Source organism: Terriglobia bacterium (assembly GCA_035712365.1).
Taxonomy (GTDB): domain Bacteria; phylum Acidobacteriota; class Terriglobia; order UBA7540; family UBA7540; genus SCRD01.
Window position 1 is genome coordinate 55,805 of sequence record DASTAW010000021.1, and the last position, 13,302, is coordinate 69,106.

Annotated in this window: 12 protein-coding genes; 10 read left to right on the forward strand and 2 right to left on the reverse strand. The window is 60.3% G+C overall.

The features are described 5' to 3' along the window. Positions 1–36: 36 nt before the first annotated feature. The gene (locus tag VFQ24_06280) at positions 37–1,380 is read left to right on the forward strand and encodes a right-handed parallel beta-helix repeat-containing protein (GenBank protein HET9177948.1); all 1,344 of its coding nucleotides are present in this window, start codon (positions 37–39) and stop codon (positions 1,378–1,380) included. Positions 1,381–1,513: 133 nt separating this feature from the next. Continuing rightward, positions 1,514–2,725: a TlpA disulfide reductase family protein gene (locus tag VFQ24_06285; protein ID HET9177949.1), complete on the forward strand. Its 1,212-nt coding sequence runs from the start codon at positions 1,514–1,516 to the stop codon at positions 2,723–2,725. A gap of 180 nt (positions 2,726–2,905) precedes the next feature. On the opposite strand, the gene VFQ24_06290 is transcribed toward VFQ24_06285, so the two are convergent. Next, positions 2,906–4,096, reverse strand: coding sequence for an integrase (locus VFQ24_06290; GenBank protein HET9177950.1), 1,191 nt, complete (start codon positions 4,094–4,096; stop codon positions 2,906–2,908). Between the two features lie 190 nt (positions 4,097–4,286). On the opposite strand from VFQ24_06290, the gene VFQ24_06295 reads away from it, so the two are divergent. The 4 genes from VFQ24_06295 (at position 4,287) to VFQ24_06310 (ending at position 7,857) form a co-directional block, all read left to right on the forward strand. Next, a complete protein-coding gene (locus VFQ24_06295; protein HET9177951.1) occupies positions 4,287–5,462 on the forward strand; it encodes a glycoside hydrolase family 27 protein in 1,176 nt (391 codons plus the stop codon). A gap of 70 nt (positions 5,463–5,532) precedes the next feature. After that, entirely contained in the window at positions 5,533–5,733 is a 201-nt protein-coding gene (locus VFQ24_06300; protein HET9177952.1) for a hypothetical protein, read from the forward strand. Positions 5,734–5,868: 135 nt separating this feature from the next. Continuing rightward, entirely contained in the window at positions 5,869–7,248 is a 1,380-nt protein-coding gene (locus VFQ24_06305) for a nicotinate phosphoribosyltransferase (GenBank protein ID HET9177953.1), read from the forward strand. Positions 7,249–7,263: 15 nt separating this feature from the next. Further along, on the forward strand, positions 7,264–7,857 hold the full coding sequence (locus tag VFQ24_06310; protein HET9177954.1) for a cysteine hydrolase: 594 nt from the start codon (positions 7,264–7,266) through the stop codon (positions 7,855–7,857). 98 nt (positions 7,858–7,955) lie between these two features. On the opposite strand, the gene VFQ24_06315 is transcribed toward VFQ24_06310, so the two are convergent. Beyond that, entirely contained in the window at positions 7,956–9,320 is a 1,365-nt protein-coding gene (locus VFQ24_06315) for an amino acid permease (GenBank protein HET9177955.1), read from the reverse strand. A gap of 333 nt (positions 9,321–9,653) precedes the next feature. Here VFQ24_06315 and VFQ24_06320 point away from each other — a divergent pair, with 333 nt between their 5' ends. The 4 genes from VFQ24_06320 to VFQ24_06335 all read left to right on the forward strand — a co-directional run bounded on the left by VFQ24_06320 (position 9,654) and on the right by VFQ24_06335 (position 13,225). Next, on the forward strand, positions 9,654–10,415 hold the full coding sequence (locus VFQ24_06320; GenBank protein ID HET9177956.1) for an SDR family oxidoreductase: 762 nt from the start codon (positions 9,654–9,656) through the stop codon (positions 10,413–10,415). Positions 10,416–10,575: 160 nt separating this feature from the next. Further along, positions 10,576–10,968, forward strand: coding sequence for a RidA family protein (locus VFQ24_06325; GenBank protein HET9177957.1), 393 nt, complete (start codon positions 10,576–10,578; stop codon positions 10,966–10,968). Between the two features lie 13 nt (positions 10,969–10,981). After that, the gene (locus VFQ24_06330; protein ID HET9177958.1) at positions 10,982–12,076 is read left to right on the forward strand and encodes an alanine racemase; all 1,095 of its coding nucleotides are present in this window, start codon (positions 10,982–10,984) and stop codon (positions 12,074–12,076) included. Between the two features lie 99 nt (positions 12,077–12,175). Further along, on the forward strand, positions 12,176–13,225 hold the full coding sequence (locus VFQ24_06335; protein HET9177959.1) for a class I SAM-dependent methyltransferase: 1,050 nt from the start codon (positions 12,176–12,178) through the stop codon (positions 13,223–13,225). Positions 13,226–13,302: the final 77 nt, after the last annotated feature.

Consider the following 13,302-nt stretch of genomic DNA (forward strand, 5'->3'; position numbering starts at 1 on the left):
AATGCGTCTCAATTCTTTCTCAACAGGGAGTGGCTTATGCCTGTGCCATCCGTCCGGAAAATCTACCGGGGGCCGCTGGTCGTTGCTGCGGCATTTCTTCTGGGAGTTGTGCTCTATCCGGGCTGCAGCTCCAATAAAGGGGCCGGCATGACCGTCACCGTCGGCCCTGCAAACGCGGACGTGATTGGCACGGACAATCTCGCCATCCAGAAAGCCGTTGACCGCGTAGCTGCGGCCGACGGCGGCACGGTGCTCGTCAAGGCCGGCGCCTACACTCTGGCCAACTCCGTGCGCCTGGCAAGCCACGTGACTCTGCGCGGCGAAGGCCCCGACAAAACGATCCTGAAGAAAGCGGCGGGCGTCGAGAGCAAGTTGAAGCTTGATGCCGATTACGGGGAATACAAGGCCACGGTGGAAGACGCCAGCGGCTTCCGTCCGGGCATGGGCGTGACTGTAGTTGACAAAGAGCAGCGCAGCGGCTGGACGCCCAGCGTGCGCACCATCACTCGCATTGACGGCGATACGCTCTACTTCAACAACTTTTTGCAGATGGATTACCACGTAGCGCTGGACGGCGAAGTCTTCAACACTTTCCCTCTGATCGCCGGCTTTGAGGTGACGGACGTGAAGGTGGAAGACCTGACGGCAGACGGCAGCCGCGAAGGCAGCGGCATTCTGGACGGCTGCCAGACAGGCGCCATCTACTTCTTCCACTCCACGCACATGACCGTTCACAATGCGGTGGCGCGCGATTATCCCGGCGACGGCATCAGCCTGCAGTTTGTGGAAGACCCGATCGTGGACCACTGCGATTCCTACAACAACGCCTATCTGGGCATCCACCTCGGCACCGGCGCGCTGCGCGGCATCGTGGAACACAACCAGGCCCACCAAAACGGCGAGGACGGCATCTATCTCTGCTGGCGCGTCCAGCACGCCCGCTACGCCGACAACCGAAGCTGGAACAACGGCCGCGACGGAATCTCGCTGGGCCACAAAGATTCCGACAACCTGTTTGTGAACAATACTTCGACCGGCAATGGCCGCGCCGGAATCTACTTCCGCGAACAGTCGAGGTCGAACGCCCCCGATCGCTGCACCTTTGAGCACAACACCATCGCGGACAACGGACGCAATGGCGAAAAGCCCGCCAACATCCACATCAACGGCATGGTCGAGAACTTGAAGTTTTTGGACAACACCATCGGTTCCGACGACGCAAAAAGCAAATCGCCGCAACTCGTCGGAATTTACATCGCTCCCCAGACGGACTTCATCACCCTGAGCCAGAACACCTTCACCGGCCCGTTCAAACAGAACATCATGAATGAGTCCAAAGGCGCCCACAACCAGATCACCGTGGAAGAAGCGCGGCGGTAGCGTAGCACAGCCACTCCTGGCTGTGGCATTGGGATAAATACACCGGCATGAGTGCCGGTGCTACGGGCAAGGCGAGCCAGCCGCTCGATACTGAGTCTGCAGCGCTTCAGTGTCAGGACGTTCGGAGGCCGAAATGGGAATCCCGGATTGCTCTTCCTTCACCACTATAAAAGATCAAACCGGGCACGTCGGGCCCGTGGGCAAACCGGACCTGCGAACGAAGATACTCGCTGTCACAATCATGGTGGTCGTTTGGTCACTGTCCACATTGCCTGCACGGCCGGCCAACGCCTACCCGCAGGACGCCGGAGCCATCCTCAGCCAGGTCGGCGATACCTATCGACATCTGAAATCCTATTCATTTAACGGAGTAGTTCAGGCCACCATCGAAGTTGACAATAGCGAGTATCGGTCGACATACGCTATGGAGCTCGTATCCCCAGGGGATCCCCACGTAGGCGTCCGCTTCAGCAGGGCTACCCCGATCAGAAAAATAGCTGGCACCGGCCCTGCGAAACCCGGCTTGGCGTATCCGGCTCCATCCGGGCTAGGATTTCAATTTTATCGTCTTCCTGAAGCAGTGGACTCGGCCAAAATCATGGGGCAAGGTTCTGTAGCCGCCAACGGCAAGGCAATCTCCTGCCTGATCGTTGAGATACATTGGCGGCTAACCGCTAACAACCAAGAAGCGGTGAAGGGCGGTGTTGAAAAACTGTGGGTGGACAAAGCCAGCCACCTTGTTCTCAAGGCAAGCTTCGCCGGGTTCAATGATAAAAACCCCGCCCATCCCCACCTTGTGGAGCATTGGGTCATAGCGTTCCAGTCTTATCAACTCAATGGAGCGGTTCCGTCTTGGTATCACGCCAATGATCACCCCCTTGGGGAAGGAGAACCGAACTCCGGCGTCGCAGCACCCCGGCACATGTCTCCGCCTCCGGCAATTGGCAGCATTGTGCCCGAGTTTACCCTCAAGGACCTGCAGGGCCAGAGCGAGAGCCTAGCAGGCGCCCGCGGCAATCCTGTTCTGATTGACTTCTGGGCGACATGGTGCGTCCCGTGCAGGGGTGTAGAAGCCTCTCTCGAACGGTTGAAGAAGCAATTGCCACCTGGGTCACTGACGATTTTTCGGATCACCAACGAGGAACCTGGCCGGGTGCGAAGCTTCCTTGCCGAGAACCACGAGAATTTTCCTACCTTGGTTCTGGGCCAGAAAGTCTGGGACCGCTTTGATGTCTATGTGTTGCCCACTCTAGTGCTGATCAACAGCACCGGGAATGTCGTCCTATACCACAAGGGATCGTTGACTGAGAACGAACTGCTCTCTGAGCTCAAGAAGATCGAGTGAGCACCGCCGCGCCTTCGCGGCCAAGGTTTGCCCGGTTGGAGCAGAAGATCTTTGCAGCTTTCGCTTATTGCGAACGAAGATCTTTTATCCGCTGCAGCCAGCTCGTGCCCAGTCGTATGCCGTGCGCTTGCCTATCAAGCCATTTAAGAAAGTAACTTTGGGTTGTACATGTCGCGCCATCTAAAATGTAACCGAGCTTTGAGACGAATTTGGAGCTTTGGGGCTGAGGCGTCGGTCGGCCAGGGCGTGAATCTGCTCCAGTTTGCGATCAATGGTCTGGGCCAGGGCGAAGGGATCGAGGCGCCGGCGCAGGGTCTGGAGTTCGGCTGCCCGCTCCCGATCGACGCCGGGTGAAGCCAACAGGCGGTCGAGCGGGGTCTGGGCGGGGCCGTAGAGGCGCCTCAACTTGGAGCCCACCCGGGATTTGCGGATCAGCTTCACCGAGGGCAGAAACAGATTCATCCACAATCGCAGCTCGTGGCCGTACAGGTCATTCATCGCCTCGACGGCCGCCGGCGTGTCGTAGCGGTCCCAGCCCAGCAGCTTGCGGACATGCGTCCAGTTCTTCTGCTCGATGTGGGCGTTGTCGTCTTTTTTGTAGGGGCGTCCGCGGGTGAACTGGATGTCACGCCGGGCGCACCAGCGACCCAGGTGCCAGTTGATAAACTCCGAACCGTTGTCGGAGTCGATGCCCAGCAGGCGGAAAGGCAGGGCGGTGGAAATCTCTTCCAGCGCGTCGCGCACCGCAGTCTCGCCCTTGCCGAGCACCGCACGGGTCTCGGTCCAGGTGGTGTGGATATCGGTGACGTTCAGCGAGTGGGCGAATTCGCCGCTGGCGGCGTTGCCCGAGTGCGAGACCAGGTCCACTTCGGTGAACCCCGGGACCTTCACGTCCCAGGAGTCGGTCTTGATGGCAATCTGGTGCTTGAGCAAGGCGCCGGGCTGGGTGCGCCCATACCGGCGCCTCTTCAACCGCTGCTTCCGCGCCCGCAGGCGGCGATCGATCTGGCGGGCGCTGATCGAGCGCAATTGGCGCTCCACCTCGGCGCTCACCCGGAAGCGCCTCTTCACCCAAGGCATCCATAGCGGCACTAGCGCCTTCAGCCGCACCGACCAGGGATAGCCCGCCGCTTCCCAGACCGCCGCCAGCACCGCCATCACTCCCGGCCCGTAACTGGGCGACCGTGGCCGTCGCGGGCACGGCCGCACCCGGCTGGGCGGAGGCCCGTTCAGCATCCGGATGGCGTACTTCCGGTGGTAGCCCGTGTTGGCACAAAATTCGTTCAAGATCACCTGCTTCAGCTTTCGGTCCGCTCGGCGATAGCGGCCGTAGATCGAAAGAAAATACTCCCGTCTCGAGTGACGACTCATGGCAACCCTCCTCCATCTCCCTGGATTCGGGTTACACCTAAAACGGCGCGACGGGTTACATCCTTAAATGTCTCGACAGCCTCTCATCAGTTACATTTAACATGTCTCCATACGGCTTGTAGACTTTTACGGAACCGGATAGTACACTGGCAGTCTTTATTTCCTCTGATCTGCTGACAAGGAGCAATTGATGGCGCCGAAGCCAGGCCTGAAGCTGATGGTCATCTCGTCCGCAATTCTATTTTTATTCCTGGCGTGCGCAAGCCCCGCAGCGCGAGCTCAAGAGCTGGCTGCTACTCCGCCCATGGGCTGGAACAGTTGGAACCATTATGCCTGCAAAGTGAGCGATGCGATTGTCCGCGAGCAGGCCCGCGCCATGGCCGCCAACGGCATGAAGGCCGCGGGCTACGAATACATCAACATCGATGACTGCTGGCAGGGCAAGCGCGACGCCAAAGGAATCATACATCCGAACGACCGCTTCCCGGATATGAAAGCGCTCGGCGATTACATCCACAGCCTGGGCCTGAAGTTCGGCATCTATTCCTCGCCCGGCCCCAAGACTTGCGCAAAGTACGAAGGCAGCTACCATCACGAGAAGCAGGACGCTGAAACCTACGCGTCCTGGGGCGTGGATTATCTGAAGTACGACTGGTGCAGCGCCCGGACTGTTTACAAGCCGTCCGATATGCCCGCCGCCTACAAGAAGATGCACGAGGCGCTCGTGGCAACCGGCCGGCCGATTGTCTACAGCCTGTGCCAGTACGGAATGGACCGCGTGTGGCGCTGGGGACCGTCGGTTGGCGGCAATCTTTGGCGGACCACGGATGACATCGAGGACAATTACGCGCGCATGGCGTTCATCGGTTTTGGGCAGGAGGGTCTCGCCAAATTCGCCGGCCCGGGCCATTGGAACGATCCCGACATGCTCGAGGTGGGCAACGGGCATATGAGCGCGGATGAATACCGCACCCACATGAGCCTGTGGTGCATCCTGGCGGCGCCGCTGATTTCCGGCAATGACCTCGCCAGCATGTCGCAGGAAACCCTCGCTACGCTGACCAATCCGGAAGTGATTGCCGTGGACCAGGACCCGGCTGGAACTGAGGGTTACCGTGTGTCGCAGGAAGGTCCGTTGCAGGTGTGGGTTAAGCCGCTGGCCGACGACAGCAAGGCGGTGGGGCTTTTTAATGCGGGCGAATCGCCCATGCCGGTCACCATCCGCTTCAAGGACATCGGACTCAGCGGCGAAGTTTCGGTGCGTGACCTGTGGGAGCGGAAGGACCTGGGCGGCTTCAGTGGAAGCTACTCGGCCAGGGTCCCGCGGCACGGCGTCGTGATGGTCAGGCTAAAATCAGGGAGTTAGATACGCGAAGGCAGCTCGCTTTGTCAGGACGCCACGCCAGGCCACGCCACCCGGAGGCAAGGATTGGAGTATGGATTTTAAGGACTCACTCAAGGTCGCAAAGCCCCTGGCAGGGACCTGCGAACATCAGTGGCTGGAACAGGAGAGCCCCTTTCTTGTCGCGCAGCTCTGCAAACTGTGCCGGCTCTACCGCTACAAGGTAGCTCCCATCTCCGACTGGGAGTACCGCGCCCCAATCCCGCGGTCCACCTTCGGCATGGACACCGCCTGATTCTTTATCGCAGTCAGTAAACTTCTGCTGAGCGTCACGGGTTGAGTTTTCGAATCGCGTGAACTATCTTTAATTTTCGGGCTCCGGAGTTCGGGCGGACCCTTGCGGCCACGCAACAGACCCTCAAGAACGCCAATGGACCCTATATTCCCAACCCGGGCTTTGCTGGTCGATCTTTACGAACTCACCATGGCGGCGGGGTATTTCGAGCACGCCATGGATTTCCAGGCCACCTTCGAACTGTTTGTCCGTTCCCTGCCCGCCGAACGGTCCTTCCTGGTTGCGGCAGGAGTGGATGATGCGCTCGATTATCTCGAAAGCCTGCGCTTCTCCGACGATGACATCGCCTACCTCCGCGGTCTCGCGCTCTTCCGGGCGTTACCGGAAGATTTCTTCGAATACTTAAGAACGTTCCGTTTTGAAGGGGACGTTGCGGGCGTTCCGGAAGGCACTGTCGTTTTCGCCGAAGAACCCATCCTGCAATTGACGGCGCCGGTGGCGGCTGCGCAAATCGTCGAGACCTACCTGCTTTCCGTCATCAACTTTGAAACACTCGTGGCCTCAAAAGCCGCGCGCGTAGTGCATGCCGCCGCGGGACGCAGCGTGCTGGAATTCGGAACACGCCGCGCGCAGGGGCCGGAAGCCGGCCTGCGGGCCGCCCGCGCCGCTTATCTTGGCGGCTGCGACGCCACCTCCAACGCGGAAGCCGGCCGTCTCTATGGCATTCCCGTCGCCGGAACGGCAGCCCACTCCTGGACGCAGGCTTTTCCCTCTGAGCGTGAAAGCTTTGAGGCACTGCTCGAAGTCTTCCCGGACACCGGCGTGCTGCTGATCGATACTTACGATGATCTGGCAGGCGCGGAAACGGCGGCATCGCTCGGCAGAAAATTCAGCGCCGTGCGGCTTGACAGTGGAGACTTGATCGAGAAGAGCCGCAAGGTCCGCGCCATCCTTGACGAGCATGGGCTCCGTGACGTAAAGATCATCGCCAGCGGCGATCTGAACGAAGACCGGATTGAAAAGCTGGTTGAAGCGGGAGCGCCCATCAACTCCTTCGGCGTCGGCACGGACCTTGCAACCTCGCGCGACGTGCCGGCGCTGAGCGTGGTTTACAAGCTGGTGGAGATAGACCGCGGCGGTCAGGTGGAATACAAGGCCAAGTTCAGCGAAGAGAAAGTCTACTGCCCGGGACGCAAGCAGGTCTTCCGCTTCAGCCATGAGGGCAAATACCATCACGACGTCATCGCGCGCTTCGGCGAGACTTACGCGGACGGCGAGCCTCTGCTCCAGCCGCTGATGCGCAACGGGCGCCGTCTCGAGGCGCGGCGCAGCGCGTCGTCAATCCGCGAAACGGTGCTGGCCGGTCTGGGCCGGCTTCCAGCGCCATACCGACGGCTGCGCGGTGCTCCCGACTATCCCGTAGAGAAGAGCCGCGCACTCCTCGAACTGCACGAGCAGGTGCGCAGCCAGTACGTGACGGCACGCAAGCCTGCTGGCGCGCCGCGATCAAGCTGACGCGCGGAGGATCGAATGGCACTGCCTCTGGCCCTCTTTGATGTTGATACCCAAATTGACTTTATGGAGCCGGCAGGGAAGCTTTACGTTCCGCACGCAGAAGACATCATTCCCAATCTGGTCCGCTTGATGGCGTACGCGCGCGAAAGGAATATTCCTGTAATCTCCTCCGCTGATGCTCACGCACCCGACGATCCCGAATTCAAAGTGTGGCCGCCCCACTGCGTTGCCGGCACGCGCGGCCAGCAGCACATCAAGGAAACCTTTCTGCCCGGAGCCCTGACTGTTTCGATGGGCTCCGGGCCTTTCATTCCGCCTGAGAAGTGGCCGCCGCAGATCATTCTCGAAAAGGATGTCTATGAGACCACGGCAAACCCGAATTTTGACGGCATTCTGCAGGCCCTGGGTCCGCGCCGCTATATCGTCTTTGGCGTTGCCACGGAGTATTGCGTGCGCGCCGACGTGCTCGCGCTGCGAGAACGCAACAAACCCGTCGCGCTGGTCGTGGACGCAATCAAAGCGATCAGCGAGGAAGGCGGGCGCAAGGCGCTTGACGAAATGGCCGCCGCCGGAGTCGAACTGGTGACGACCGCCGACGTGTGCAAGTGAAACTGCATTGTGCCTGCTAAGGCGGCTCGGCAGAAAACCCGGAAGCGTTAACGGCCCTGCAGGAATCCGCTCCCATCCTGATAGCGGCCCGGAGGTGTTTATTCGAGCGAGCGACCCCCTGCTCCGCCCCAGTATCTCCAGGCGTAGTAGAGCGGGACGCCCGCCAGAATAATGGCCAGTCCCAGCGCGGATTCCAGCGGCTTGGTCATCATCGTATTGGCCACGATGGCCAGGGCGGCAAGGATGAAGGCGATGGGCAGCACCGGATATCCCCAGACGCGGTAAGGACGATCGAGATCAGGCAGGCGCCGTCGCAGGATGATCACACCGGCAATCGCCGCCGCCGAAAAGATCCACATGGCAAAGATCACGTACGTGTAAAGTTCCTCAAACGATCCGCTGACGGCCAGAACGGTTGACCATGCTCCCAGCACAATGAGGGCGACGGCGGGCGTCTGGAATTTCGGATGAACGCGGGCCACCATCCGGAAGAACACGCCATCCTTCGCCATCGCGTAATAGACCCGCGGTGATGTCAGGATGGTCCCATTCAACGCCCCAAAAATCGAGCACAGGATCAGCGCTGAGACAAACCGCGCGCCTCGCGGGCCGATCAGGAACTCCATGGCGGTTGCCGCCACCCGCTGATGCTCCGCCATCACCGGCATGGGCAGGACGCGCAGATAGGCTGCGTTGGCAGCCAGATAGACGACGATGATGATAGTGGTCCCAAGGAAAAACCCGAGGGGAAGGTATTTTGACGGGTTCTTCACCTCGCCCGCCGTGTAAGAAAGCTGGTGCCAGCCCTGGTAGGCCCATAAGACCCCGACCAGCGCGACGCCAAACGTGCTGAGCGTCGTGTGGGGCGTGGGAAGCGGATGGGCCGCTGCGGCGGGGGTCAGCGGCGGCAGAAAAATCGCGCAGCCTATGATGATGACCAGCCCGCCGACCTTGGCGATGGTGAAGATGGTCTGCACCGCCGTGCCCTTTTTCACACCCAGAATGTTGATCGCGGTGAGCACCGCAATCACCAGCCCCGCCAGAACTTTCTGCTCGAGCGAAGTGAGCGGCACAAAACCCGAAGCATAGATTCCAAAGGCGACGCCCAGCGTGGCGGCGGAACCGGCGTCAATCACCAGCAGTGATCCCCAGCCGTAAAGAAAGGCGAGCAGTTTGCCGTAGGCTTCGCGCAGGTAGATGTAAATGCCTCCGGCTTCCGGCATCGCAGCGCCCAGTTCCGCCAGTGACAACGCCCCGGCCAACGCCAGCGCGCCGCCCACAATCCAAACCAGGTAGAGGCTGAAGACGCTTCCCACCTCCATGGCGACGTTGTGCGGCACCAGGAAAATTCCCGAACCGATGATGGTGCCCACCACAATCGTTGTGGAACCCAGGAGGCCGATTTCGCGCGGCAAGCTCCGAACTTCAGCCTTTTGGGACACGTGATTCAGTTGTGAAGCCATTCCATTCGTCCTTCCAGCGCGGCGTTCGCGGCCCGGCGCTCCCCGCGCTGCTCCTTATTCCCGATATCTCTTGTCATACCCAAAATTCGCGTTTCAGGTTTTCCTGCCTGGCTGGCTCTGCCTCGAACGCAACCCTTTACGGCTGCATTGGGCGCCATTATACTGGGAGACTGCCTCAAGAACCTAGGTAAACTTTTCGGATGGCGGCTGGGCTTGGGAAGCGTAGCGGCGAGTTTATCTCGCCAAGTGGCGGCGTAAAGCCGCCGCTACGTCAGAACCTTCGGCTACTTTTACCGGATTGTCCCGAAACGGGCAAGGGAGCTGCGCACCACTATGAATTTTATTCCCGATCGCTTTCGCGGCCAATGCGTCCTGGTGGTGGGAGGCGCGCAAGGCATCGGCAAGGGCATCGCCGTGCGCCTGGCGCGTGAAGGCGCCAGCGTGATGATTGGAGACATCGACCGTGACATGATGGCCCGGACGGAGCGCGAAATCTCCGAAGCAGGCGGCTCTATTCGCACCGTGAGCTGCGACGTCCGCCGCAAGCGCGACGTGCAGCGGATGGTGGCACAAACGCTGAGCTGGCAGGGCCGCCTTGACGTTCTGATGTACGTCGCCGGAGTCGGCAAGCTGGTCCCATTTACAAAGACGGATGAGAAACACTGGGACTGGATCGTGGACATCAATCTGAAGGGCGCGTACCTGGTGGCGCGCGAGGTGGCCCCGCACATGGTCCGCCAGCGCAAAGGGAAAATGGTTTTCATGGCCTCCACGAATAGCTGGGACGCCGAGGCCGAGCTTGCTCCTTACAACGCCTCCAAGGCCGGCCTGTTTCTGCTGGCCAAAACGCTGGCGCGCGAACTGGGGCATTGCGGAATCAATTCCAATGCCATCGGGCCGGGCCTCATTCGCACCCGCCTCACAGCCCCTATCCTGAAAGACAAGAAATTCATGAGCAAGTATAAGGACCTGATTCCCGTCGGGCGGCTCGGCGAGCCGGAGGATATCGCGGGTCCGGCGGCTTTTCTCGCGTCTTCGGACGCGGATTACATCAACGGAGTTCTGTTGTTCGTCGACGGCGGCCAGCTCGCCTGACCCGCCGTTCGGTTACTTTGCAGACGTGGGAGCAGTGGCGGCGAGTTTACCTCGCATTGGAGCAGTAGCGGCGAGTTTACCTCGCCACCTGGCGGCATAAAGCCGCCGCTACAGTCCCTTGAATTGGCGACAGCCGTAATCTCAATCAACAGGAGTTCAAATGCGCAAAGTGGTCAAAAGCAAGAAGGCACCTCGGCCTCGCGGTCCCTATTCTCCGGCCATCGTGTCGGGAGGCTTTGTTTTCGTCGCGGGCCAGGCGGCCATCAATCCCGAGACCGATGAGATGGAACTCGGAGACATTCAGGCGGAAACCCGGCGCACGCTGGAGAACATCAAGGCGATTCTCGAAGCCGCCGGAAGCTCCCTGAAAGATGTTGTCCGCGTCGGGGTCTTTCTTTCCGACATGAAAAATTTCGCCGCCATGAATGAAGTCTACAAGGAGTATTTTCCCACCGACCCGCCGGCCCGCACCACGGTCGGCGTCAGCATGCCGAAAATCAAGGTGGAAATCGACTGCATCGCACAGCTCAGCAAGTCCCGCAAACGAAAATAAGGATGAGTGAACTATGAATTACCAGGAACTGCCCACGCCCGCATTGACCATCGATCTCGACATCCTCGAGTGCAACCTCGACCGGATGGCCGGGTACTGCCGCGAGCACAGCATTGGACTGCGCCCGCACACCAAGACCCACAAAGTCCCGGAAGTCGGCCGGATGCAGGTGGAACGCGGCGCCGTGGGCCTCACCGTCGCCAAGGTGGGCGAGGCGGAGGTGATGGCAGGGGCGGGATTGGATGATATCCTGATCGCCTTTCCCATCTGGGGAGAAGAAAAGCTCCGCCGCATCGCCAGCATTGCACGCGACCGCAACATCCTGCTCTCGCTCGACAACGAAGCCACAGCCGAGGGTCTATCGCGGGCGGCAAGCGCCGCCGGAGCAACCGTCGGCGTGCTGGTGGAGTTCGACGTGGGAATGCGCCGCTGCGGCGTCGAGGCCGGCCCTGCGGCCCTCGAGTTGGCCCGCAAAATCACCAGAATGCCGGGCCTGAAGTTCAAGGGTCTGATGTTATACCCCGGCAACATCTGGGGCATGGATGTTGATCGTAAACAGATCGCGAAGCAGGTGGCCGAACGGATCGAGATGACCCTCGAACCCTTTCGCCAAGCCGGGATGGAAGTGGAAATTGTTTCCGGCGGCTCGACTCCGTCGGCTTTCCTGACCGACCGAATTCCCGGAGTGACGGAGATTCGCCCGGGCACCTACGTCTACAATGATCTGAACACTTTTTACCAGGGCGCCTGCCGACTGGAAGATTGCGCCGCTCGCGTGGTGGCAACGGTGGTTTCAACGGCCGTCCCGGAGCGCGCCATGATTGACGCCGGCTCGAAGACCCTTTCTGCCGACGCACTGGGTTCGGGTCCCGCCAAAGGCCACGGCTATGTCGTGGAAGTTCCGGATGCGGCGCTGATCAAATTGAACGAAGAGCACGGCCATCTGGACATCACTAATTCCTCGCACAAGTTTCACGTGGGCGAGGTGGTCACCGTCATTCCCAATCACGTCTGCACCTGTGTGAATATGCACGATGAAGTTTTCCTTGTCCGCAAGGGCCAGGTAGAGGGCTCCTGGAAAGTTGCCGGCCGCGGAAAAGTGCGCTAACAGCAGGTTGTCGCACCGCCTGTTTACGTATAGAATCAGACCACTCATCCTCACCGGGGGGGTCAAAGAGGAGGAAGCATGGCTACACTGCCAAAAGCTGTGGAACCCGACGAATCCAGGCTTAACGCTTTTATGGAAAAGGCAGTCGCGGATATGGGCGCCGCGATACACGCGGCGCTGGTGGTGTTGGGCGACAAGCTGGGATTGTATAAAGCCATGGCCGGAGCAGGGTGGCTGACGCCGGCAGAACTTGCAGCGCAGACCGGCACTGCCGAACGATACGTCCGCGAGTGGCTGGATGCCAACGCAGCCAGCGGGTACGTCAGCTACAATGGCGAAACTCAGCAATACCAATTGCCGCCCGAGCAGGAATTTGCTCTCACGGTGCTCGACCTCCCGGGCGCCTTCCATATCATCTCAGCCTGCTTCAAGGACGAGCCCAAAATTACCCAGGCATTCCGGACGGGCGAAGGTGTTGGCTGGCACGAGCACGACGCAAACCTGTTCTTTGGAACCGAACGCTTTTTCCGGCCCAATTACGCCAACAACCTGATCAGCTCCTGGATCCCGGCGCTTGACGGCGTCAGCGCAAAGCTCGCGTCGGGCGGGACGGTTGCAGACGTGGGCTGCGGCCACGGAGCATCCACTATTTTGATGGCCCGGGCATTTCCGAAATCGCGCTTTTTCGGTTTCGACTATCACAATGGCTCGATAGAATACGCGCGCCACGTGGCCGGCCGCGACGGCCTGCTGGACCAGATCACGTTTGAGGTGGCTGCCGCGAAGAGCTATCCAGGCGCCGGCGCTTACGACCTGGTTACCTTCTTTGATTGCCTGCACGACATGGGCGATCCGGTGGGAGCTGCGCGGCACGTCCTCTCGACCCTGAAGCCTGAGGGAACCTGGATGATCGTCGAACCGTTCGCCGGCGACCGGCCGGAACAGAACCACAACCCCATCGGCCGCATCTATTATGCCGCGTCCACCATGATCTGCACGCCGGCATCGCTGGCGCAGGAAGTGGGCGCAGCGCTCGGCGCGCAGGCAGGGGAAGAACGCATCCGGAAGGTGGCAACCTCCGCCGGATTTACCCGCTTCCGCAGGGCTGCAGTGACACCGTTCAGTTTGGTGTTTGAGGCCCGTCCTTAAATTGTACGGGCCGATATGTGTCATCTGACGAGCGATTATCGCTCCGTCACAAACCCGGGCGGTGCTTCAACCGGACG

Excerpts from the sequence above, each read along its gene's own strand:
- VFQ24_06280 (HET9177948.1), top strand. The coding sequence starts at position 37 with ATGCCTGTGCCATCCGTCCGGAAAATCTACCGGGGGCCGCTGGTCGTT.
- VFQ24_06285 (HET9177949.1), top strand. The coding sequence starts at position 1,514 with ATGGGAATCCCGGATTGCTCTTCCTTCACCACTATAAAAGATCAAACC.
- VFQ24_06290 (HET9177950.1), bottom strand. The coding sequence starts at position 4,096 with ATGAGTCGTCACTCGAGACGGGAGTATTTTCTTTCGATCTACGGCCGC.
- VFQ24_06295 (HET9177951.1), top strand. The coding sequence starts at position 4,287 with ATGGCGCCGAAGCCAGGCCTGAAGCTGATGGTCATCTCGTCCGCAATT.
- VFQ24_06300 (HET9177952.1), top strand. The coding sequence starts at position 5,533 with ATGGATTTTAAGGACTCACTCAAGGTCGCAAAGCCCCTGGCAGGGACC.
- VFQ24_06305 (HET9177953.1), top strand. The coding sequence starts at position 5,869 with ATGGACCCTATATTCCCAACCCGGGCTTTGCTGGTCGATCTTTACGAA.
- VFQ24_06310 (HET9177954.1), top strand. The coding sequence starts at position 7,264 with ATGGCACTGCCTCTGGCCCTCTTTGATGTTGATACCCAAATTGACTTT.
- VFQ24_06315 (HET9177955.1), bottom strand. The coding sequence starts at position 9,320 with ATGGCTTCACAACTGAATCACGTGTCCCAAAAGGCTGAAGTTCGGAGC.
- VFQ24_06320 (HET9177956.1), top strand. The coding sequence starts at position 9,654 with ATGAATTTTATTCCCGATCGCTTTCGCGGCCAATGCGTCCTGGTGGTG.
- VFQ24_06325 (HET9177957.1), top strand. The coding sequence starts at position 10,576 with ATGCGCAAAGTGGTCAAAAGCAAGAAGGCACCTCGGCCTCGCGGTCCC.
- VFQ24_06330 (HET9177958.1), top strand. The coding sequence starts at position 10,982 with ATGAATTACCAGGAACTGCCCACGCCCGCATTGACCATCGATCTCGAC.